The sequence below is a fragment of the Nocardia vinacea genome, assembly GCF_035920345.1.
GTDB classification, from domain to species: Bacteria; Actinomycetota; Actinomycetes; order Mycobacteriales; family Mycobacteriaceae; genus Nocardia; species Nocardia vinacea_A.
In genome coordinates, this window is record NZ_CP109149.1 from 3,758,848 (window position 1) to 3,778,544 (window position 19,697).

General features: G+C 63.8%; 24 protein-coding genes and 1 pseudogene. 9 read left to right on the top strand and 16 right to left on the bottom strand.

What is annotated here, in order from left to right; all coding sequences use genetic code 11:
• The first annotated feature begins 407 nt into the window (after positions 1–407).
• Both OIE68_RS17565 and OIE68_RS17570 read left to right on the top strand, forming a co-directional pair.
• A complete protein-coding gene (locus OIE68_RS17565; protein ID WP_327100433.1) occupies positions 408–677 on the top strand; it encodes a hypothetical protein in 270 nt (89 codons plus the stop codon).
• A gap of 333 nt (positions 678–1,010) precedes the next feature.
• Positions 1,011–1,958, top strand: coding sequence for an alpha/beta hydrolase (locus tag OIE68_RS17570; protein ID WP_327100434.1), 948 nt, complete (start codon positions 1,011–1,013; stop codon positions 1,956–1,958).
• 258 nt (positions 1,959–2,216) lie between these two features.
• Here OIE68_RS17570 and OIE68_RS17575 read toward each other — a convergent pair whose 3' ends face one another.
• Positions 2,217–2,921 carry a DUF5995 family protein gene (locus tag OIE68_RS17575; RefSeq protein WP_327100435.1) on the bottom strand — a complete coding sequence of 235 codons (705 nt, stop codon included), beginning with the start codon at positions 2,919–2,921 and terminating at the stop codon, positions 2,217–2,219.
• Between the two features lie 438 nt (positions 2,922–3,359).
• On the opposite strand from OIE68_RS17575, the gene OIE68_RS17580 reads away from it, so the two are divergent.
• The gene (locus tag OIE68_RS17580; protein WP_327100436.1) at positions 3,360–3,659 is read left to right on the top strand and encodes a hypothetical protein; all 300 of its coding nucleotides are present in this window, start codon (positions 3,360–3,362) and stop codon (positions 3,657–3,659) included.
• A gap of 24 nt (positions 3,660–3,683) precedes the next feature.
• Here OIE68_RS17580 and OIE68_RS47105 read toward each other — a convergent pair whose 3' ends face one another.
• The 4 genes and pseudogenes from OIE68_RS47105 to OIE68_RS17595 all read right to left on the bottom strand — a co-directional run bounded on the left by OIE68_RS47105 (position 3,684) and on the right by OIE68_RS17595 (position 6,577).
• Positions 3,684–3,926: a hypothetical protein gene (locus OIE68_RS47105; RefSeq protein ID WP_419150714.1), complete on the bottom strand. Its 243-nt coding sequence runs from the start codon at positions 3,924–3,926 to the stop codon at positions 3,684–3,686.
• A gap of 366 nt (positions 3,927–4,292) precedes the next feature.
• Positions 4,293–4,580 (bottom strand): annotated as a pseudogene (locus OIE68_RS17585) (nuclear transport factor 2 family protein); the annotation flags it as partial.
• 195 nt (positions 4,581–4,775) lie between these two features.
• Positions 4,776–5,678, bottom strand: a complete 903-nt coding sequence (locus OIE68_RS17590; RefSeq protein ID WP_327100437.1) for an oxygenase MpaB family protein — start codon at positions 5,676–5,678, stop codon at positions 4,776–4,778.
• A 455-nt stretch (positions 5,679–6,133) separates the two neighbouring features.
• Entirely contained in the window at positions 6,134–6,577 is a 444-nt protein-coding gene (locus OIE68_RS17595; RefSeq protein ID WP_327100438.1) for an NUDIX hydrolase, read from the bottom strand.
• Positions 6,578–7,048: 471 nt separating this feature from the next.
• On the opposite strand from OIE68_RS17595, the gene OIE68_RS17600 reads away from it, so the two are divergent.
• The gene (locus OIE68_RS17600) at positions 7,049–7,606 is read left to right on the top strand and encodes a hypothetical protein (protein ID WP_327100439.1); all 558 of its coding nucleotides are present in this window, start codon (positions 7,049–7,051) and stop codon (positions 7,604–7,606) included.
• Between the two features lie 5 nt (positions 7,607–7,611).
• Here OIE68_RS17600 and bfr read toward each other — a convergent pair whose 3' ends face one another.
• The 3 genes from bfr to OIE68_RS17615 form a co-directional block, all read right to left on the bottom strand.
• The gene (gene bfr / locus OIE68_RS17605) at positions 7,612–8,094 is read right to left on the bottom strand and encodes a bacterioferritin (RefSeq protein WP_327100440.1); all 483 of its coding nucleotides are present in this window, start codon (positions 8,092–8,094) and stop codon (positions 7,612–7,614) included.
• 61 nt (positions 8,095–8,155) lie between these two features.
• Positions 8,156–8,353: a (2Fe-2S)-binding protein gene (locus OIE68_RS17610; protein WP_327100441.1), complete on the bottom strand. Its 198-nt coding sequence runs from the start codon at positions 8,351–8,353 to the stop codon at positions 8,156–8,158.
• 136 nt (positions 8,354–8,489) lie between these two features.
• Entirely contained in the window at positions 8,490–8,702 is a 213-nt protein-coding gene (locus OIE68_RS17615) for a hypothetical protein (RefSeq protein ID WP_327100442.1), read from the bottom strand.
• 21 nt (positions 8,703–8,723) lie between these two features.
• Between OIE68_RS17615 and OIE68_RS17620 the strand changes: the two genes are divergently transcribed.
• Positions 8,724–9,020, top strand: a complete 297-nt coding sequence (locus tag OIE68_RS17620) for a hypothetical protein (protein WP_327100443.1) — start codon at positions 8,724–8,726, stop codon at positions 9,018–9,020.
• A 97-nt stretch (positions 9,021–9,117) separates the two neighbouring features.
• Here OIE68_RS17620 and OIE68_RS17625 read toward each other — a convergent pair whose 3' ends face one another.
• The 3 genes from OIE68_RS17625 to OIE68_RS17635 all read right to left on the bottom strand — a co-directional run bounded on the left by OIE68_RS17625 (position 9,118) and on the right by OIE68_RS17635 (position 11,818).
• Positions 9,118–10,095 (bottom strand): nitronate monooxygenase family protein, encoded by a 978-nt coding sequence (locus OIE68_RS17625; RefSeq protein WP_327100444.1) that lies wholly within the window; start codon positions 10,093–10,095, stop codon positions 9,118–9,120.
• Positions 10,096–10,157: 62 nt separating this feature from the next.
• A complete protein-coding gene (locus OIE68_RS17630; protein ID WP_327100445.1) occupies positions 10,158–11,069 on the bottom strand; it encodes an adenylate/guanylate cyclase domain-containing protein in 912 nt (303 codons plus the stop codon).
• Entirely contained in the window at positions 11,066–11,818 is a 753-nt protein-coding gene (locus OIE68_RS17635) for an SDR family NAD(P)-dependent oxidoreductase (protein ID WP_327100446.1), read from the bottom strand. The genes OIE68_RS17630 and OIE68_RS17635 overlap by 4 nt, the downstream gene beginning before the upstream one ends.
• Positions 11,819–11,908: 90 nt before the next feature.
• On the opposite strand from OIE68_RS17635, the gene OIE68_RS17640 reads away from it, so the two are divergent.
• A complete protein-coding gene (locus tag OIE68_RS17640) occupies positions 11,909–12,706 on the top strand; it encodes an enoyl-CoA hydratase/isomerase family protein (protein WP_327100447.1) in 798 nt (265 codons plus the stop codon).
• A gap of 84 nt (positions 12,707–12,790) precedes the next feature.
• Positions 12,791–13,729 carry an SDR family NAD(P)-dependent oxidoreductase gene (locus OIE68_RS17645; protein ID WP_327100448.1) on the top strand — a complete coding sequence of 313 codons (939 nt, stop codon included), beginning with the start codon at positions 12,791–12,793 and terminating at the stop codon, positions 13,727–13,729.
• A 63-nt stretch (positions 13,730–13,792) separates the two neighbouring features.
• Here the strand turns inward: OIE68_RS17645 and OIE68_RS17650 are convergent, their stop codons facing one another.
• The 5 genes from OIE68_RS17650 to OIE68_RS17670 all read right to left on the bottom strand — a co-directional run bounded on the left by OIE68_RS17650 (position 13,793) and on the right by OIE68_RS17670 (position 18,148).
• On the bottom strand, positions 13,793–14,485 hold the full coding sequence (locus OIE68_RS17650) for a TetR/AcrR family transcriptional regulator (protein WP_327100449.1): 693 nt from the start codon (positions 14,483–14,485) through the stop codon (positions 13,793–13,795).
• Positions 14,486–14,580: 95 nt separating this feature from the next.
• The gene (locus tag OIE68_RS17655; protein ID WP_327100450.1) at positions 14,581–15,618 is read right to left on the bottom strand and encodes a cyclase family protein; all 1,038 of its coding nucleotides are present in this window, start codon (positions 15,616–15,618) and stop codon (positions 14,581–14,583) included.
• Positions 15,619–15,636: 18 nt separating this feature from the next.
• A complete protein-coding gene (locus OIE68_RS17660; RefSeq protein WP_327100451.1) occupies positions 15,637–16,035 on the bottom strand; it encodes a nuclear transport factor 2 family protein in 399 nt (132 codons plus the stop codon).
• Between the two features lie 42 nt (positions 16,036–16,077).
• The gene (locus OIE68_RS17665; RefSeq protein ID WP_327100452.1) at positions 16,078–16,476 is read right to left on the bottom strand and encodes a nuclear transport factor 2 family protein; all 399 of its coding nucleotides are present in this window, start codon (positions 16,474–16,476) and stop codon (positions 16,078–16,080) included.
• 40 nt (positions 16,477–16,516) lie between these two features.
• Complete coding sequence (locus OIE68_RS17670) at positions 16,517–18,148, bottom strand: NAD(P)/FAD-dependent oxidoreductase (RefSeq protein ID WP_327100453.1); 1,632 nt, start codon at positions 18,146–18,148, stop codon at positions 16,517–16,519.
• Positions 18,149–18,376: 228 nt separating this feature from the next.
• Between OIE68_RS17670 and OIE68_RS17675 the strand changes: the two genes are divergently transcribed.
• Both OIE68_RS17675 and OIE68_RS17680 read left to right on the top strand, forming a co-directional pair.
• Positions 18,377–18,772, top strand: coding sequence for a carboxymuconolactone decarboxylase family protein (locus tag OIE68_RS17675; protein ID WP_327100454.1), 396 nt, complete (start codon positions 18,377–18,379; stop codon positions 18,770–18,772).
• 38 nt (positions 18,773–18,810) lie between these two features.
• Positions 18,811–19,548 (top strand): SDR family NAD(P)-dependent oxidoreductase, encoded by a 738-nt coding sequence (locus OIE68_RS17680; RefSeq protein ID WP_327100455.1) that lies wholly within the window; start codon positions 18,811–18,813, stop codon positions 19,546–19,548.
• Positions 19,549–19,697 lie beyond the last annotated feature (149 nt).

Below are 19,697 nucleotides of genomic sequence, written 5' to 3' on the forward strand. Positions count from 1 at the left end.
CGTGCACGTAACACGATTCTAGCCAACTAACACTTGAAATATGAACTATGAAGTTAGAAGAGATCGGCTATCCGACCGGCGTTGCTCACCGGACTATCGGCCGACGAGGTGCGAGCGGGGTGGGACGGCGGGGCTCAACGCAATCTTCACTGGCGCTATTGAACTATGAACTCTAATGTCTTATGTTAAATGCCGGGTGAATCGCCCCACCCCTCGACGCGCCGGCGTCACGATCGAAGTAGGAATCCCCATGCCCGAGAATCCGACCTGGTCCAGGGAGCACCTCCGGTGGCGCACCCGTGGCCGTGCCGAGTTGCCAGCCGAGATGGTGGCGCACGGCCGGACGCGTCCGGTTGACAGCGGTCGCCGTATGCACGAGGTAAGCGTGCGGAGACGGGGTATCGAAGATGGATGAGAATCTTCGTCGCACGGAGGTCGATGGATTCTGTGTGACGTGGCGCTTGGTTCAGCATCATCTGATCGCAATTGTCGCCGTGGGCAAGGCATCCGACGCTTCGCAGATTGCATCCTTCTGCCCGAGCAACTATCCGGATCTCGTGCGGGCGCGAGAACTCTTTCCGGAACTGGCGAGACTGTGGGATGCGGTCCGCCGCGAATTCTGGACGAATCTCATTCCGCCGTTGCCTCTGGCAGCCAGAAAGCGGGTATTGGCATAACGCCACCGCTCACCCGCTGCGGAATTGGCCATGCACCGCGTCCACCGCCAGTTCCCCACAGAGCGTTCGAGGCGCGGACGACGAGTGCGCGTTCGGCGCCGAGGGCTGAGCAGCGCATCGACGATACGACGCCGATCCGGCGCACCTGATGACTGAAACCGTGAGCTGACGATCGAGGTAGTTGGATAGTTCGAACTGCTGCCCGCCGCTATGCCGGACAGCAATCACATTCCGGGAGGAATTGGCTTCGATCCACCGACTACCCACCGGCCGTTCGCTGCCCGTCTATGATCACTGCGAACGCTCACGCACCAACGGGTATCGGAGCGAACAATGAACGATACGGACAGTGAATCGTCGGCTGACGGCCGCGTCTCCCCCTCACGAAGATCCCGCAACGGACCAACAAAATCGGTCACAACCCGAGACGGCCGTCAGCTCAGTTATCTCGAAGTCGGAGATCCGCATGGTCCGCTCGTTATCCATAATCATGGTGGACCCAGTAGCAGGATCGAGGCACGCTTCTTCGCAGATTCCGCAACGAAGAAGCGGTTACGACTCGTATGTGTCGACCGTCCCGGAATAGGACAGTCCAGTCCGCAAAAAGCACGAACGTACGCCGGCTGGGCCGACGACATGACAGCGATCGCTGATGCGTTGGGATGCAACGAATTCGGCGTGACCGGCTGGTCGGAGGGTGGTCCATGGGCACTTGCGGCAGCTGCGTATATCGATCCGCTTCGACTGCGCCACGTCAGCAGCATCGCAGGTGGCAGCTACGGAGCATTCGGTGACAATTGGGCAGCAGAGTACCTCTCCAAAGTCGACGCGCTGGGGGGATCCCTCGCACTGCGCTGCACACCTGGCTTTCGCCTCATGTACGCAATCCTCGGCATAACAGCAAAACGCTTCCGCAAGCCCTACCTCGAACAAGCCCGGAAAGCCGTCAACGACTACGACCGGCAGATCTTGCTTCAGCGGAACTTTGCAAGCGACTTCTCCGAAGCGAGCGCCGAATGCTTCGCACAAAGTTCCGACGGACTGGTCCGCGACAGTGAACTCCTATATCGGAATTGGGCTTTCGACGTGACAACAATCGAACGACGAGTCCACATGTGGCAAGGAACGGATGACCGACTGGTCCCGGATCCCATAAATAAAGCGGTGGCCGACCGAATGCCTGGGTCGGTATGGCATCCAGTCGAGGGGGCCGGGCACTTTGTCGCTGTCGGATCGGCGGACGAATGGTTCGGAATCGCGGCCGAGGAACTGCGGGCGTAGTGCCTCGAGCCTGAACTGCGGAAACGCAGAGAATCGCTATTGCGATCGTCGTCATCGATGAATGGGAAAGCGAAGATCCTCAGCGAAGCTTCGCCAATGATGACCTGGGGCATCAGACGGTGGGGATCGTCAGCTGAGGTTGCGGTGGAGCCCTGAGGTGGGGCGCCACCGCAATCCGTTCTGCGGCTGGCTACTCGTCTGCGAAACATCAACCAAGCCAGCCGGTCTCGAACCGGCGGACAAGGAACAAGCCGAGGTTTACTTCGGCGGCGGGACTACGGGTGTGAGGAGCAGCCGTCCCGTGGCGCCGACGCCTTCTTCGAGTCCGCGCTCGGTCATACGGCGGAGCATGCTGTTGTTGCGTTGCATCCAGAGCGCCTGCGTCGTGGCCCAGGCGGCGTCCCTGGCGTGGGCGATGCTGAAGCTGCACAGGATGTGCTTCAGTGTCTCGGCGTCCTTGGTGGTCAGCTTGAGCAACTGGGGCTCGTATTCCGCGCGGACCTCGGCCTCTACCCTGGCCAGCAGCTCATTGACCTTCAGATAGTCGGCGTGCACCGGTTTGGTGTCGGGAGTGATGGACCGCTCCTTGCAGGTCATCACAACTGCCATCGGCAAATCGTGGTTGATGTGGGCATTCATGCCCGCCAACGCGAACTGGAGTGGCCACACGGTGCGGTTGGGCCGGGAATCGAAGACCGGCTGCCAGACCGGATTCGGCCACTTGCCGCCCTTGTCGGCGTCGACCGCGTCGAAATACAGCTGCGCGAACACCACATCGAGGCGTTCGACGAATTCGGAGTCGGCGAAGAATCCCTCGGTGATCTGTTGACCGACCAATTCGGTGACGCGCAAATACATGTTGTTGAAGCACGCGACGCCGTCGCGTGGATCGAGTTCGTCCTTGATGTCGTGCATTCGCCGGATGACCTCGGCGACGGGACCGGGAATTTGAACCGTTGTCACGATCTCCTCCTCTACAGTCCTCGGCACGGCGGAGTTACTGCCGGCGCGGTTGATCGAGCCCTTCCGGTTACCAAGGTATCGCTGGGCGAACGACCATGAGCAGCAACGGATTACTTCGGACAAACATCATGGAATCACTACCCGACGCCGGCCGGACCCAGCCTTGTCGGCAGCCAGGCCACCAGTCAGCTCCTGCCCGTGGCTGCGTGCGCCGCTGATCTCGGAGAGCAGGAAAACCCCGAGCAGGCCCTTGGCCAGCACGATCGGTTGCGATGCTCGAAAAGGTAGTTTGCGCGAACCAGTCCATGGTTACTGCTAGGAGGATGCCGGTGCCGACGACGCCACCGGCTCACGATCAGGGCTGGAGACCAGCCTGCGGGAAATGCAGTCCGCCACTTACCTCGGCCTACTGCGACGACAGCGGAAGGAATCCGACACATGCTGATGCTCACCCCCAATGCCATCGAGGCAGTTCGCACCATCACCTCCGCGAACGGCACGCCGACGGATGCCGGGCTGCGGATCTCCACAACGGATGGCGCCGAGACGATGTCGCTCGCCATCGCCGCGGGCCCGGCCGAGCAGGATCAGGTCCTGACCGCGGAGGGGTCGCGGATCTTCCTGGACGAGCAAGCCGCCGCCTTCCTGGACGACAAGATCCTCGACACCGAACTGGACCCGAACGGCCAGGGCACCTTCGTCCTGGCCCAGCAGGACCAAGGCACGACCGGCCTGTAGTCCGGATCGGGGGATCAGAACCGGCTAATTCTGCGGCAAGCCCCAGCAGGGGTAATCACGGCCGGCATCAACGAGGCCGACGCTTTGCGGTGTGCGGCAGATGACGTGTGGTTTGTGGCGATAATCCACAACCAAATGCAGAGTCGCAGCCTTGTCACCGGTGAACGTCTGATGGCATTGGGAACAATGGCACACATTGTGCGCGCTCAACGGCCACCAGCAGCGACATCCCCGGCATTTCACCGTCTCCGGCGATCTCGTATTCATGATCACTCACCCACTTGCGCAACCCGGATGCGGGCCGCCATCATCCTCGGCCGTACCCGCAGGATAGACCGTCGCAGCGCTCAGGCATCAATACGTGTCGGCGGCCGACCGGGATTTCGCGATGCGGTACTTCACGCCGGTCGGCTTCTCGGAGCCGCGGCCCAGAGCCGCTTCTGCAGCTCCTATGGCGTAGGACCGGTCCTCGATGTCACGAGATCGCCGCCTCCCGGTCATCGTCGCAATGCTGGTGTGGTGGCTCCAGGTCCCGGGACGGAAGTTCCCGGGACCTGCTCGATGGTCAAAGATTGAGCGCTACTCCGGTTCTGACGGTGAAGCTCGGCAGATCCTGGAGCGAGACGGTCGCCTCACCCGGTCCTGCAGATACCAGCGACCGGCCGCCTCATCGCCGTGCACGGTGATCTCCGGATGATTTACCCGATGCTCGGTGAGGACGGCCGTGCCGAGGGCCGACCGCATGAACTCGACCAGATCGTCGCGATTGGCAAACCTGAGATTGCCGCCCTGGTGGCCGTCTTCGCCGTAGTCGCCGATGACGTCCTCGGTAAGAGTGTCGGCCAAGACGTCCCATGCCTTGGTGTCGATGGCATACAGATAGCGGTATTTGACCTGTTCGATCGCCTCGATGTCGCCCATTGACCGATCCTCCTCAGCCCCGGTCCCAGCGGTCGTAGCCGCTGGCCGCTACCGCCTGGCTGAGCGCAGTCTCTTTTCCATGCCGGCAACGCTACGGCGGGTGCACGCAGCTCCGATCCCACGTTTCCGCTCGACGAGACGACTTGGGAGGCAAGGAATTAAGAGCGATGTCTGCAGGTGGGCTGAGGGGAGCTCTCAGATGAGGCTCTTGTTTTTGCGGATGCGCCGGCGCAGGTCTCGCATCAGCCCATAGGTGGGGGCGAAGCGCAGGAAGCGTGGGATGAAGCGGTTGACGAAGCCGACGAACAGGAAGAGGTGTTCGAAGCGGCGTTGATCGGCATCGGTCCATTCGACTTGGAGTTGTTCCTTGAAATACGGCGCCAGAAATCCGATCGTCAAGAACTTCAACAGATTTCGGAACGGCAGCCGCAGATACCAGTGGATCATGCGGAGGTTGAGCAGATCATCCAGGTAGGCGCGGACCTTGTCGTCGAGGACGGCGTGGCTGCTCGCCTCGTTCCAGTAGCGGTCGAAGTCCTTGCGGGTGGCGGGCCACATATCTTTGGTGACCTGCACACCGGTCGCCAGGGTGGAAGCGGTCTGATAGAACTGCTCGGCCTGCTCATCGTTCATCTTGCCGTGCAACAACTGGTAGGTGTCTTCGAAGCCGATGAAAAGGCAAGCGGCGACCCACTTTTGGAGATCACGGTTGAAGGCGTTGTACTTGACCGGACTATCGGGCCCCGACCGCACTTGACGGTGCGCGACGTTGATCGCCTCCCGATAGGCATCGATCTCATCCTGGGTGCCCAGGATCGCCACCGCCAGATACTGCGTGGTGGTCCTGGCCCGCTTCCACGGGTGCACCATCAGCGCGCCGGACTCCACTCGGCTCTCCGAAACGCCATAGCCGACACCGGGTCGCGCCATCTGCATCACCACATTGGCGGCGGCACCCGCGAAATTCCAGAAATCCAGTGCGTCAGCGAGTTTCAGCGGCCGCTTGGTCTGCGAGCGATGGATGGCCGGAATATGGATCCGGGTTTCCTCGGTGGTCAGTGGCACCGGCATGGGCAGCGGTTGAGCGGTGGCGGTCATCGGATTCCTTCCGTTGTCGGGCTCTGCAGAGGTCGAGTGAGACGTGGATGTACGTTCTGTCGTTCTTCTCCCCCGCCCTGGCGCCGGACGACCGTGCAGTTCCTTCTCCGGCTAACAAGAGGTCAAAGCACCATGAATACACAGTAACTTACTGACGGCAAATACACTGGCCAACAGCGAAAACTGCGCGTTATTTCGAGTGTTGACTGGTCGTTGCCAACACGCACTCGCTATGTTCGCTCACGAATATTGAGTAACATCATTAATCGGGAATCGACAAGCCACGATCACGCGCCGGGCAGTCGCGATCGGCTCCATGCGAGGGGTGGTCCAGCATCGCCGATCCAGCGAATCCCTTGGCCGACGCGGAGGTGTGGGCTATCGACGAGCTCGACAGGGCGCGCTCAGTGTGAGAAGTGCACGGGCACAACCGATATCGAGTATCGAAACGGCGCTCAGTGGCTGAGGAGGTCCTTGTAGGCTTCGAGGATGCCGCGGATGGATGGCGTCACGAGCAGTTCACCGTCCAGCGGTGCCCAGACATAATCGGCGTGGGCGGAGAGGACGATCGGGCTGGTGGCTGCTACCTCTACGGCGAAATGCAAGCGCCGCACCGGTTTTCCGGCCGGCGACAGGTAGTCGAAGTCCCCGATGTGGTGGCCGATGCCGGTGACGGTCAGGCCGGTCTCTTCGCGGACTCCGCGAATCAATGCGGCGGAGACCGATTCGCCGGGTTCCACGGTGGCACCCGGAAGCTTGCGGGTCAGCGGGAGCGGTCCTGTGCTGTGGGCCTCCAGCAGCAACACTTCCCCGCCCCGGTCGATGATCGCACCGACTCGCAGACCAACACCATCACGTTCGCCGCGCGGAAGCGCCTCATCGAACATCGATACCGACATCGGCGGACTCACCAGCCTTCGGTCGGGCGGACGCGCCGCGTTCGTGTGAAAGCAATCATCCCAATATTAACGTGACGTGCCCGCCGCAGGACAGCAGGCACCAGAGGTGTGTTCGTGCAATTGATTTCGCCCGGTTGCCCCGCCGACCGGACGCACCCCCCTCCGCCGCTTTTCAACCGTATGGTTTCAAGTATTGAACGCACTGGTTTCCATAACTAGTCCCCGGCGTTCGTGGTGTCCGGAACCGACGCTCACCTCTAGTTGATACAGCGACTATTGGCTGCCGCTTGTCGGTAGCTCGAGATTGTCTGCTTCTGTATCGTCGTGTCTGCACTCACCGCCGGGTGGCGGACGTTTCGACGCGAACGGCCGTGCAGCGGATGGTGCCGGGAGGGTTCGAAGTAGTCGTTAGGGTCCACGAAGTGTTGTCGCGCAACGGTAGCTCGGAATGAACGACGGAGAGGGGCGTAGGTGGCGACAGCTGCGCAATTGCGAGCAGTGCTGGCGGTATTGCAGGCCGACGTGGAAAGAACCGCTTCCGGCTGGTCGGCCGAACCGCCCGTCGAACGCGCCGAGCTAGCGGGTCGGCTACACGGTTTGATCAGTAGTGAGCTGCGGGACTTGGTTGTCCAGGACCCACTGGGGGGGCAGTACATGGGCCACTGGTCGATGGCCGCGACTGCGGAGCAAGACGCCGTAGGTGATGTGTCGGTGCAGGCGCAGTTCGACGCACGGTGGCTGCGTCACCACATCGCCACACTGGCCTCCCGCAATGCCCCGACCCCCGTGCCCGCGCTACTGGCTGCGGCCGTTCAGGCCGTCGACGCCGCCACTACTTTGCTGGCGCTGGCGCGCGATCCCCGCGGCGAGGGCAGTCAGGCCGCGTGGCAGGCGGTAATCGACGATCTCGCGATCGCATTCCATCTGGTCAACGACGAACATGACGCCGTCACACAGCCGATCCGCTCAGTGCCGGCACCTGACGATCACCGGTTCCGGGCGCCGAGATCGGCGGACCGGAACCGGTGACGATGTCAGTCGTCTTCCGGGGTGTCGGTATAACGCTGTAGGTACAGCTGCTCGCCCAGCTTCTCGATCAGGTCGAGTTCGGTCTCCAGATAGTCGACGTGCGATTCCTCATCCTCGAGAATGGACTCGAAGATGCGCGCGGAGGTGGCATCACCGCGTGAGCGCATCAGCTCGATACCGCCGCGCAGCCGGTCCACGGCCTCCATCTCGATCTTCAGATCGGCCCGCAACTGTTCGGGGACGGTCTGGCCGATGCGCAGCGGGTTGAGCTTCTGGTAGTTCGGCAGCCCCTCGAGGAAGAGGATGCGATCGGTGAGCACCTCCGCATGCTTCATCTCATCGATGGACTCGTGGCGGGTGTGCTTGGCAAGTTTGGTGAAACCCCAGTTCTCCTGCATCTTTGCATGCAGGAAGTACTGATTGATCGCCGTGAGTTCGGCTGTCAGCTGCTCATTGAGCAGCGCGATGATTTCCTTATCGCCATCCATGGCTGCGATCGTGTCACAGCTCACAATCGGCGAACCGGTAAGGACGGCCTATCGTGTCGGACTACGCCGCGGAGGTCTCGACCTCCTGGAGGGGCGCAGCGCAAGCTCGGCCAACCACCTCGGAAAGGCGCCGGGTACAGCTACCGCAGCCGGGCTTCCAGCCGCACGCCTTTTTGACCTGCGCGGTCGAGCTGGCTCCGGCGGCGACACAGCTGTGCACGTCCGATTCGGAGACGGCGTTGCAGATACAGACGTACACGATGCCTCATTGTGCGAGCGGAACAGTTCACGAGGTTAGCCTCATCTAAAGAGGTAAGCCTCCCCTAATGTATAGCACCCTCATGCCGATTCCTGTCAATAGCCTCTCGGCACTATTCGAGGCGATGATCCCACCCTTACCGGATGCGGCGGACGAGGCGGGCTCGCTCGAAGAGACCGAGCAGTTGCTGTGCCTCCGCTTTGGACAGTTCGGGCGCCGCGGTGAGTACGTCGGCTACGTCCAGCGAGACTCCGGTCGGCGGCTGGTTCACCGACCGGCACGCGGGTAGGTAGCTTCGGTCGAGTTGCACGGTCGTGGTCGAAGTGTCGCGGAAGCCGTAGGCGGTCACGGAGATTCCGGCGGTTTCGGCGTGGGTGGTGTCGACGTGCAGTGCGCATTGCCCGGCTCGGACAAAGACAATTTCGGGGGTCAGCCAGACCTGGCAACCAGCGCGGCTGCTCCGGCACGGCCGCTGCGACAGCTCACCGCGGCATCCGATCGCGGCGGCTTCAGCCTCGCGGTGACCGACCGGGGATACACCATGCTCATCGGCGGTATCGGACGCGAGATCGACGAGATCTTTCCACTGCGGCCGGGAGTACTGCTGCCTTTGGTCAGCACCAATCTCGCCAAACTCCTCAGATCACACGGCGCGCTGACACTCTGAGCGGATATGAGGCGGCCGGTCCTTGCCGCATTGCGATATGACAGCTACGCGGCGACTCACCCGACCGCCGCGGCATCAGTGCCCCTACGCACCACCGTCACGTATGGACGGGTACGGCCGACAGACGGGTCCGAGCCGTCTCGTACTCCTCGATGAGGCGGTCGATGACGGCGGCGGCCGGACGTACCGCGTCGACGTTGCCGATGCCATGACCGGCACCCCAAACATCGCGCCAGGCCTTCGCATCCTTGGCGCTGCCGTCGGCGAAATTCATTGCCGCGGAGTCGGATCCGGGTAGCGCATCGGGGTCGAGTCCGGCGGCGAGGATGCTGCCGCGCAGGTAGTTGCCGTGCACGCCGGTGAAGAGGTTGCTGTAGATGATGTCGGAGGCGGTTGAATCGACGATCATCTGCTTGTAGTCGGGTTCCGCGTTCGCCTCGTCGGTGGCGATGAACATCGACCCGACGTAGGCGAAGTCGGCACCCGCCGCCTGGGCGGCCAATACCGAGTTGCCGTGCGCGATCGATCCGGACAGCACAAGCGGTCCGTCGAACCAACTCCGGATCTCCTGGACCAATGCGAATGGCGACTGCGTTCCCGCGTGACCGCCCGCGCCCGCCGCCACGGCGATGAGTCCGTCGGCGCCCTTGTCGACGGCTTTGCGGGCGAAGACATTGTTGATCACGTCGTGCAGCACGATGCCGCCGTAGGCGTGGATGCGTTCGTTGACCTCCGGCCGAGCGCCTAGCGAGGTGATCACGATGGGGACGCGGAATTCCTCGACCACCGCGAGATCGTGCTCGAGCCGATCGCTGGTCTTGTGCACGATCAGGTTCACGGCGTACGGCGCACTCGGCGTCTGCGGATGTTGGGCATCGAATTCCGCCAGTGCCTGGGTGATCCGGGTGAGCCAGTGCCGCAGTTCTGATTCCGGGCGTGCATTGAGTGAGGGGAACGACCCGACTATGCCCGAGGTCGACTGGGCGATGACCAACTCCGGATTCGACACGATGAACATCGGGGACGCGATAACGGGCAGACGCAGTCGGTCACACAGGACGGGCGGCACGCTCATGGAATCTCCTCGAACACGGCCGGAGGTTGGGAATGCGCTGATCGGGACGGCCGCGACGGAAATCAGGATACTTTATTACGCAATAGGACCGGCGTCGTCGGGCCGAATCCTCGAATATCCGCAGGTTCCAGTGCTGTGAGGTCGAAGTCGGGATGCCCGGCGAGCGCCTCGGCCACCGTGGGTGCGACCAGCACGGTATTCGGTTCGGTGCGTACCGTGAGCCGATTCGCCAAATTCACCGTGGTGCCGAAGACATCACCCAGGTGCCGGGCCACCGGCCCCAACGCCAAACCCACCCGCAGGCCGCGGATATCGGCATCGTCTTCGAAGGCCGCGATCAGCCCGGTGGCGATATGCGCGAGGGCCGCGGCGTTATCGGCAGTGAACAGCACCTCGTCGCCGAGCATTTTGACGACGTCACCACCACAGTCGACGACGATCTCGGTGACGCGATATTCGAATCGTGCGATGATGCGCGTCAGCTCGATATCGGAGCGATCCCGGCTCAGTTCCGTGAAATCGACGATGTCGGCGAAGCCCACGCCCGATACGGCCGACGTGGACTCGTCGGCCTCGGGCATGGCCACCGCGACGCTCAACTGGCGACGCCAGATCTGCCCGAGCAACCACTGAACCTCCGAGGTCCGGTCCGTCAGGACTCGGACCGCCTCGGCGCGCCCGATACCATTCGCACCCGACCGGCTGGTGACGATCTCCACCTGCAACTGCGCCAGATGTGCGATGGAGCGACTCAACACCCGGGCCAACCGCAGCGAATCGGGTTCGGCCACCGCACCTTCGGCGACGAACCCAGTCATCATGCGCAGCATCTCGATATCGGATTCGGTGAATTCGAGATCGGCCGCACCCGCGGCCGGATAACCGAGCGCGCACCAGTACCGGCGCGCCCGAGCGAGCGGTACCCCGGCGGCGGCCGCAGCCTGTGCGGCGGTGTAGCGCGGAGCGGCGGTCACAGCAGGGAATATCCGCCGTCGACCGTAATCGTCGTGCCCGTGACATAGGCCGAGGATTCGGCGGCCAGGAACAGATAGATGCCGGGCAGGTCGGCGGGAGTTCCCCAGCGCCCGAGGGCGGTATGGCCGACGATATCGTTCTCACGCTCGGCATCTCGGTGCCAGTGCGCTCCCATCCCGGTGTCGAACCAGCCGAGCGCGACCGCGTTGACGGTGATCGCACGTGGTCCGAGTTCCTGCGCCAGGGCCTGAACCAGGGCGTGGGCACCGCTTTTGGAGGCCGCGTACGCGGAAAGTCCGGCCCGAGGCCGCTGACCGATGACCGAACCGGTGACGATGATCCGACCGCCCTCCCCCATCACCGATGCCGCCGCACGCGCGCCGAGGAAGGTCCCGGTCAGGTTCACGTCGATGATGTCGCGCCATACGGCGGGCTTGGTCTGTGTCACCGTCGAAACCTCCGGTGACACACCAGCATTGCAGATCCACACGTCCACGCCACCGAAGCGCTCGACCATGCGTTCGGCGACGGTGTCGTTGAACTCGTCGTCGCGCACATCACCCGCACACACCAGCGGGTCTCCGTGCAGCGAGTCGGCCACCTCGCGCAGCGCGTGCTCCGACCGCGCGACCAATCCCAGCTGCGCCCCCGCGGCGTCGAAGGCGGTCGCGAGCACCCGTCCCAAGCCGCGTCCGGCGCCGGTAATGACTACGCGTCGCCCCGATACGTCGGCATGCCCCATACCCATTGCATCTCACCGTCCATCCACCGATAAATTCTTCGACCGGTCGGTACACTATACTGCGCGAACGTAGCACACAAACGGAGGCATCGAATAGTGAGCAGCAATCCAGCACCCGCCAAGGTCGGGCTCGAGCCGCATCCCGCCGACGAGCGACTGGCCATCCTGCGCATCGAGCGCCATCCGGTGAACGCGCTCGACCAGGAGATGTGGGATCTGCTCGAAACCGTTGCGGCGGAACTGCACAGCAGCACCACCTATCGGGCTGTCGTGATCACCGGCGGCGAACACTTCGCGGCCGGTGCCGACGTGAAGGAGATGCTCGGCCTGTCCCCTGAGGCATTCGGACGGCGAAACCGGGTGCTGCAACAAGCATTTCACGCCCTGGCAACGGCTCCGCAGATCACGATCGCGGCGATCAACGGCTACGCGCTGGGCGGCGGCTGCGAGCTGGCGCTGGCCGCCGACTTCCGCATCGGCGGTCGCGGCGCCGTCCTCGGCCTGCCCGAGATCACGCTCGGGATCATGCCCGGCTCCGGTGGTACACAACGTCTTTCGCGGATCGCCGGACTCGCTGGAGCAAAGGATCTGATCCTCACCGGACGCCTCGTGCGCGCGGAGGAGGCCCTGCGCATCGGCCTCATCGATCAACTGCTCGACGACGCCGAAGTGTTCGACGCCGCCGTCGAGCGAGGGCTCTCGTACGCCCGCGGCCCGCTCGCACTCAGGTACGCGAAGCAGGCGATCGATAACGGGTTCGGCCTGCCGATCGAGGACGGGCTGGCACTGGAAGCCGATCTGATCACCCGATGCTTCGCAAGCGAGGACGGACAGCGCGGTCTGCGCAGCTTCGTCCAGGACGGCCCGCGAAAAGCAACCTTCCAGGGCCGGTGACTTTCATTGTATGTACTGACCGATTGGTCTAAAATACGGTGACCGGGGCCACGGATCGACAATGAAGTACGACAGGAGTCGCGAATGAGTGAGTTGAGTTTCGAGGGCCGCGTCGCGGTGGTTACCGGCGCGGGTCGCGGCATCGGCCGGGCCCACGCCCGGCTCCTGGCCGAACGCGGGGCGAGCGTCGTTGTCAACGACCTCGGTGGATCGATCGAGGGCGACGGCGCCGACACCACACCGGCCCAAGCGGTCGTCGACGGCATCACCGCGGCCGGTGGTTCGGCCATCGCCGACGGCAACGACGTCTCGACACCGGCCGGGGCCCAGGCGATCATCGACTCCGCGGTAGAGCGGTTCGGCCGCATCGACATCCTGATCAACAACGCGGGCATCGTCAGGTATGCGGGCCTGCCCGACGTCGAACTGGACAATGTCGAGCGGCACCTCGCGGTACATCTGCTCGGCTCGTTCAACACCATGAAGGCCGCCTGGCCGCATTTCTCGAGCCAGAGCTATGGCCGGGTCGTGCTGACCACCTCGAGCGGCATCTTCGGCATGGACGTCAACCTGCCGTACGCGACGGCGAAGGCGGGACTCATCGGCCTGGCACGCAGCGCGAAACTGGCCGGTGAACCGCACGGGATCAAGGTGAATCTGCTTGCGCCCGCGGCCTACACCCGCATGGCCGGTGGCGATCCCGACAGCGACGAGAACGCCGCGGCCGCCGCGGCGGCCATGCCATCGGAGTCGGTGGCACCGATGGCCGCCTTCCTGGCCCACGAAAGCTGCCCGGTCAACGGCGAGATCTACACCGCGGGAGCGGGCCGGTTCGCGCGACTGTTCCTGGCCTCGACGGAAGGCTATCTCGCACAGGGCCCGGCCACGATCGAGGATGTCGCCGCACACTGGGCGGCGATCAATGACGAGACCGGCTATTACGTGCCGACGGATCTGATGGATTGGTCCGGCACATTCCTGAAGCATCAGTTCGCTCAGATGAGCGCAGACACGACGTCATAGGGCGATAGGCAGCAGCCCGTCGCTTGCCGCACCCGAGGGAGAGGGCGGTGAGCGACGGGCTTCCTAGTGTTCGAGCCCCTTCGCGAGCAGCACACCGAGCACGGAACGGCCGTGCGCCAGTTCGGCTTCGGCCGCCGCCTCGTCGATCCGCTCGATCAGAATTCCGTTCAAGAAGATCTCGCAATAGAAGCGGGCGAGCTCGTCCACCTGCAGATCCGGGCGCCGACCCACCCACTGATATGTGTAGTTGTGCAGGTTCAGGTACGCGAGGGTGGTGAGCTCCAGATCCCGCACCCGCAGCTTGCCCTGCCGATGCCCATCGGCGAGCACATCGCGGATCTGTGACTCGAAACGCTGGCGCTTGGCCCGGAATCGAATGCGGTATTCACCCTGCAGTTGATGGTGCTCGTGCAGAAAGACCCACACATGATCTTGCCGGTGCACGATCTGGCGCAGTAGCGATTCCGAGAGCAATCGCAGACGGGTCTGGAAGCCGATATCCAGCCGGACGATCGCCGAGGCCTCGATGAGCAGTGGATCCATCACGCGGTCGTGGATCTCGGCCAGCAACTCTTCTTTGGAACCGATGTAGTAGTACAGCGCACCGCGGGCCAGTCCGGCGGCGGTGCCGATATCGGCGACCCCGGTGCTCGCATAGCCGTTCTTCGAGAAGAGCTCGACGGCGACATCCACCACTTGCTCCCGCTTGCGGTAGTAGCGGGCGGTTTTCGCGCGTTCCGTACGCGTTGTAGGCATCGCGGCGCTCCCTTCCTTCGAGCGAAACAGTTCGGTGCAGGTCAGGCATAGCGCCTCACCTGCACCGAACCGAATCTGGAATCCGGCGACCCGCGTCAGACGGTCGCGACCGGGGTCAGCGGGCTGCCCATCGTCCCGGGCAGGCGCAGTGGCGGCGCAGTCAGCAGGAAGCGGCTGCGCTCGTGTTCGCGCAGCCAGGTCGCCAGTTCCTCGGTGTACCAGAGCTCACCCAGCGGGATGCCGAGCTTGAAAAGGCAGAGGTTGTGGATCGGCAGCAGCGTGTGCGGCGTCTCGCTGTCGGGCGCCCAGCCCTCGACCGCATAGTTGTCCGAGACGAGCGCCGAGATCTGCGATTCGGCGATCCACTCCAGCAGCGACTCATCCGTCGCGTCGAGGTAGGGATACATGGCCTGGATCTCGGGTCCCGGGTTCTTCTCCCAGGCGAGAACCTGGGTGGCGAAGCCAGTGTGCAGCAGGAGCATGTCGCCCGGTTCCACGACGACGTTGTCCTTCGCCATGATGTCTTTGAGCATCTTCAAATCGACCGGCTGCCAGTCGCTTCCGAGGTGCGACACGTCGATCAGTACGCCGCGGCCCTGCATGCCGTGCGCGGCCATGTGCTCGCAGCCGAGGTGCTTGGCGAAGGAAACACTTCCGCTGCCGTCCCCCTTGGCGTCCTCCTGTGGACCGACGATATCGGTCCCGGGGCGAAATCCGTTGTAGTACACCGGTTCCGCGACACCGTCGCCGTCCGCATCGAACAATGCGCCCTGATGCGCCAGCGAGTCCCACTGCGTCGAATACTGCAGCCAGAGCGTCACGACATCGTCGCTCCACAGATCGATGAAGCTGGGGGCGATCTTGTCGCGCGCGACGACGTTGTAGAAGGTGTCCTGGTTGTGCGCCAGATCCTCGGTCGGCCGAAGGATCGGCGGATACCGACGCTGGTTCAGCGCGGTACCGCCCGGGTAGTCCAGCGGCAGGCTCAGGCTGAAGGTAATGCCGTGTTCGACCTCGCGCACCCCCTGCAGAACCTTCTCCGGGGTGAGCAGGTTGACCCGCCCCAACTCATCGTCGTCGCCGAAATCGCCCCAGTTCGAGCCGGGCGGGCGTTGCTTCCACCGTTTGGTCACGGGTTGCTCCTATCTCTCTTACATCACGTAGGTGATCTTGCGGTGCTGGAAAAGCCACGAGGCGCCATCGTGACGCAGGGTGTCCTCGTAACGGCCCGCGATCAGCACAGCCCAACCCGATTCGCCACGCTGCAGGAAGACCAGGTCGCTGTTCGCGGTCGCCTCGTCCTCGGTCCAGGATGTGATGACGGTGTTGGCCACCAGGTGCCGTTGCGGTTGGGTGGGCACCATTCCGGCAAAGACCTGACGGATGGCTTCGTGGCCCTCGAACGTGCCGACGCCCATGATCTCGCTGACGCCGTCGGGGCAGAACAGCGCGACGATGTCGTCGGTGCGTCCATCGTCGAGCGCATGCGCGTACGCGGCGATGGCGTTGTGGACCCCGTGCGCGACCTGCGCCTGGGTGGACTCGCTCATTGATTCTCCAAAGATGTTCTGGTTCCGGCAGATTCGCCGTTTCTAGGTCAGGTAGGTCGTCTTGCGATGCTGGAACAGCCAGGCTCCGTCGCTGCGGCGCAGCGTGTCCTCGTATCGACCGACGACCTGCACTGCCCACCCCGCCTCGCCGCGCTGAAAGAAGGCCACGTCGCTGACGGCCGTCGCCTCGTCCGCGGTCACGGCGGTGATCAGGGTGTTGGCGACGAGGTGACGCTGCGGCGCTGTCGGCGCCCAGCCCTCGAATGCCGCCCGCAGCGCGTCCTGACCGCTGATCGGGTCCATGCCCGGAATCTCGAGCACCCCGTCGGGCGCATACAGGGCGACGATTTCATCGGCCTGTCCCGCGTCCTGCGCCTGCGTGTGGGCGCCGATCGCCGCACGCACGCCGGCCGCGATCCGGGCTTCGGTGGATTCGCTCATTTTCTCTCCATCTTCGAACGGAACTGCCTGCTAGATCGCTTTACGCGGCCGCTTCCTCGACCTTGGACAAGATGAATGTCGAGTACTCGTTCGCGGCGAGTTCAGCGATCAGCCGCTGTAGGTTGGGCCGCCCGGTCGGATTCAGCAGCTGCTTGACCGCCTTGCCGGGAATGTTCGACCCGTAGAAATAGCTGCTCTCCAAGAACAGCGACCCGCTGCCGTTGACCGTTTCGGTCCACTCCGCCTCCGCGGCGGGGTCCACCTCGATGACCTCGTAGCCGTTGTCGCGTGCGTGCACCAGCGCCCCGATGACGCAATCCACCTGGTCACCGGCGTAACGCGGGTTGTTGCCGAGTGCGCCGTGCGGCCCGCCGGGGAAGAAGAAGTTCGGGAAACCGGCCGTCGCGACGCCCAGGTAGGTATTGGGCCCCTCCGCCCAATACTCCTCGAGCGCAAGACCATCGCGGCCGCGGACGCCGAGCCGATTGAGCGCACCGGTGCCGAAGTCGTAGCCGGTCGCCCAGATGATGGTGTCGATTTCACGCAGGCCTTCGGCGGTCTCGATTCCGGTCTCGGTGATGCGGACGATCGGGGTCTCTTTGAGCGCGACGAGCGAAACGTTCGGCTTGTTGTAGGCCTCGAAGTAGCCGGTCACGAACGGTGGACGCCGACCGGCGTAGATGTGGTCCTTCGGGACCAGTTTGTCGGCCGTCGCGGGATCGGTGACGATGCCGCGGATCTTGTCCGCGATGAATTCGCAGAACTCCTTGTTCACTTCGGGATTGGTCGTGAAGTCGATGTAGTTTTCGGTCAGCTTCGTGAAACCCGGGCTGTTCCACATCTTTTCGAAGAACGCCTGCCGCTGTTCGGCCGTATCGTCGGTCGAAAAGCGGCTGGGCAGCGCATGCAGGAATCCGCTCGGCGAGGTGTTCAGGGTCTCGCGGATCCGTTCGAAGTCGGCCTTGATCTCGGCCCGCTCCACCGGGGTGAGCGGGGCGTTGTTCAGCGGCGTGCACCAGTCCGGCGTCCGCTGGTACACCGTCAGCGAGCCGACCTGGTCGGCGATGGCCGGAACGATCTGCACGCCACTGGATCCGGTGCCGATGATGGCGACGCGCTTACCGGTGAAATCGACTGGTGTCTTCGGCCAGCGACCGGTGTGATGCTGTTCGCCGCCGAACACCTCGCGTCCGGACACCTCCGGAATGAACGGCACCGACAGCACCCCGGTCGCGGCGACGAGGAAGCGTGCGCGATGCTCGGCGCCATCATCCGTGCGCACCGTCCAGATACCGGCCGACTCGTCGAATTCCGCGGCGGTCACCCGGACGCCGAACCGGATGTGGCGGCGCAGATCGAATCGGTCCACCACGAAGTTGAAGTAGCGTTCGTTCTCCGGCTGGCCGGTGAACCGCTCCGACCACTCCCACTCCTCCCACAGTTCCTTGGAGAACAGGTAGCCGTAGGTGTAGCTCTCGGAGTCGAAACGCGCCTCGGGATAGCGGTTCCAGTACCAGGTCCCGCCGACGCCGTCGCCCGCCTCGAGCAGCTGCACCGAAAAGCCCTCCTCGCGGGCCCGGTACAGCTGATAGATGCCCGTCACGCCCGCGCCGACCACCAGGACGTCGACCGCGTCAGCCGTCGTACCAGCGGCGTTCGCCGATCCACTCATACGTTCTCCAATCTCGAATGGGTCGCCTGCTGCACGACGCCAAAGATGTTTCGACCGGTCGGTCTATGACGTTGGTCACGAGACTAGAGCCGAATCCGATCGGAATCAACAGCGCCCCCGTCCGAACATTTCGCACGCAGGGACGCTGCCCACTCATTGATTGTACCGACCGATTGTTCTAACATTGCCGACAATCAGTAGCACAACGGAATGCGATGGGAGTCGCTGATGACAACCAAGGACACCGACTTGCGCACCGAGGGTCTCGCGGCGATGCGCGCGGCCCTGCCCGGCGCCTTTCCCGAGGGCGATATCGACCTGCGCGACGGTCAGCTCGGTGAAGATCTCGTCGAGATCGGCCTGGTCAGTGTGTGGGCCCAGCTGTGGGGCCGGGAGGGACTCACCCCACGCGATCGCAGCCTGGTCACGCTCGGCATCCTGATCGCGCTCGGGTCCGAGACCGAGTTCGGCCACCACGTCCGAATCGGCTTGACCAACGGACTGACCAAGGACGAGATCGCCGAGGTCATCTACCACGCCAGCGGCTATGCCGGATTCCCGCGCGCGACTGCGGCACGCACCGCCGCCCGGGCCGCGCTGGGTGAATCGACACCGGGCGAATAACCCGGCCCGGCAACCGATTTCGACGCAAAGGAACGAATATGTCACTCGCAGGCAAGATCGCCGTCGTCACCGGCGGCGGTAGCGGGATCGGCCAGTCCATCGCGACCGTACTCGCAGCCAAGGGCGCCGCGGTCGCGATCTGGGATCTGAACCTGGAGAACGCCGAGAAGACCGTCGCCTCGATCCGCGAATCGGGCGGCACCGCCATCGCGGTCGTCGGCGATGCGGCCGATGCCGATGCCATCGCAGCGTCGGCGGCCCGCACCCACGCCGAGCTCGGACCCGTCACCGTGCTGGTCAACAATGCCGGAATCACCACGTACGAGCCCTTCACGAGCTTGGCCGAGGAATCCTGGGATCGCATGATCGGGATCAATCTCAAGGGCCCCTTCCTGGTCACGAAGGCGCTGATCCCCGACATGCTCGCGGCTGGATGGGGCCGGATCATCAATATCTCCTCATCATCCGCGCAGACCGGAGCCCCCGGCATGGCCCACTACGCGGCCTCCAAGGGCGGCGTGATCGGCCTGACGAAGGCGTTGGCGGTCGAGTTCATCGAACAGGGAATCACCGTCAACCACGTTCCGCCCGGATTCATCGACACCCCACTGACCCGCCAGACCATCGACGTGGAGGCAGCAGCGGCGCATATGCCGATGAAGCGGGCCGGGCAGCCGGAGGAGATCGGCCACGCGGTCGCCTACCTCGCCTCCGAGGAAGCCGGTTACGTCACGGGACAGACGCTCAGTGTGAACGGCGGGCGCTACCTGTTCTGACAACTCGACCCGCTGATGAAGCCGGGCTCGCGGCCGGATGGATTCGCCTCCAGGTGGGAGCGCTCGACACTCCCGCTGTCGAAGTCATCGTGCGAGCGCTGGACCGTGTCCCGGTCCACTGACAACGCGACGTGCCCGGAGCGGCCGTG

Excerpts from the sequence above, each read along its gene's own strand:
- OIE68_RS17565 (WP_327100433.1), top strand. The coding sequence starts at position 408 with ATGGATGAGAATCTTCGTCGCACGGAGGTCGATGGATTCTGTGTGACG.
- OIE68_RS17570 (WP_327100434.1), top strand. The coding sequence starts at position 1,011 with ATGAACGATACGGACAGTGAATCGTCGGCTGACGGCCGCGTCTCCCCC.
- OIE68_RS17580 (WP_327100436.1), top strand. The coding sequence starts at position 3,360 with ATGCTGATGCTCACCCCCAATGCCATCGAGGCAGTTCGCACCATCACC.
- OIE68_RS47105 (WP_419150714.1), bottom strand. The coding sequence starts at position 3,926 with ATGAATACGAGATCGCCGGAGACGGTGAAATGCCGGGGATGTCGCTGC.
- OIE68_RS17590 (WP_327100437.1), bottom strand. The coding sequence starts at position 5,678 with ATGACCGCCACCGCTCAACCGCTGCCCATGCCGGTGCCACTGACCACC.
- OIE68_RS17595 (WP_327100438.1), bottom strand. The coding sequence starts at position 6,577 with ATGTCGGTATCGATGTTCGATGAGGCGCTTCCGCGCGGCGAACGTGAT.
- bfr (WP_327100440.1), bottom strand. The coding sequence starts at position 8,094 with ATGGATGGCGATAAGGAAATCATCGCGCTGCTCAATGAGCAGCTGACA.
- OIE68_RS17625 (WP_327100444.1), bottom strand. The coding sequence starts at position 10,095 with ATGAGCGTGCCGCCCGTCCTGTGTGACCGACTGCGTCTGCCCGTTATC.
- OIE68_RS17635 (WP_327100446.1), bottom strand. The coding sequence starts at position 11,818 with ATGGGTATGGGGCATGCCGACGTATCGGGGCGACGCGTAGTCATTACC.
- OIE68_RS17645 (WP_327100448.1), top strand. The coding sequence starts at position 12,791 with ATGAGTGAGTTGAGTTTCGAGGGCCGCGTCGCGGTGGTTACCGGCGCG.
- OIE68_RS17650 (WP_327100449.1), bottom strand. The coding sequence starts at position 14,485 with ATGCCTACAACGCGTACGGAACGCGCGAAAACCGCCCGCTACTACCGC.
- OIE68_RS17660 (WP_327100451.1), bottom strand. The coding sequence starts at position 16,035 with ATGAGCGAGTCCACCCAGGCGCAGGTCGCGCACGGGGTCCACAACGCC.
- OIE68_RS17665 (WP_327100452.1), bottom strand. The coding sequence starts at position 16,476 with ATGAGCGAATCCACCGAAGCCCGGATCGCGGCCGGCGTGCGTGCGGCG.
- OIE68_RS17670 (WP_327100453.1), bottom strand. The coding sequence starts at position 18,148 with ATGAGTGGATCGGCGAACGCCGCTGGTACGACGGCTGACGCGGTCGAC.
- OIE68_RS17675 (WP_327100454.1), top strand. The coding sequence starts at position 18,377 with ATGACAACCAAGGACACCGACTTGCGCACCGAGGGTCTCGCGGCGATG.
- OIE68_RS17680 (WP_327100455.1), top strand. The coding sequence starts at position 18,811 with ATGTCACTCGCAGGCAAGATCGCCGTCGTCACCGGCGGCGGTAGCGGG.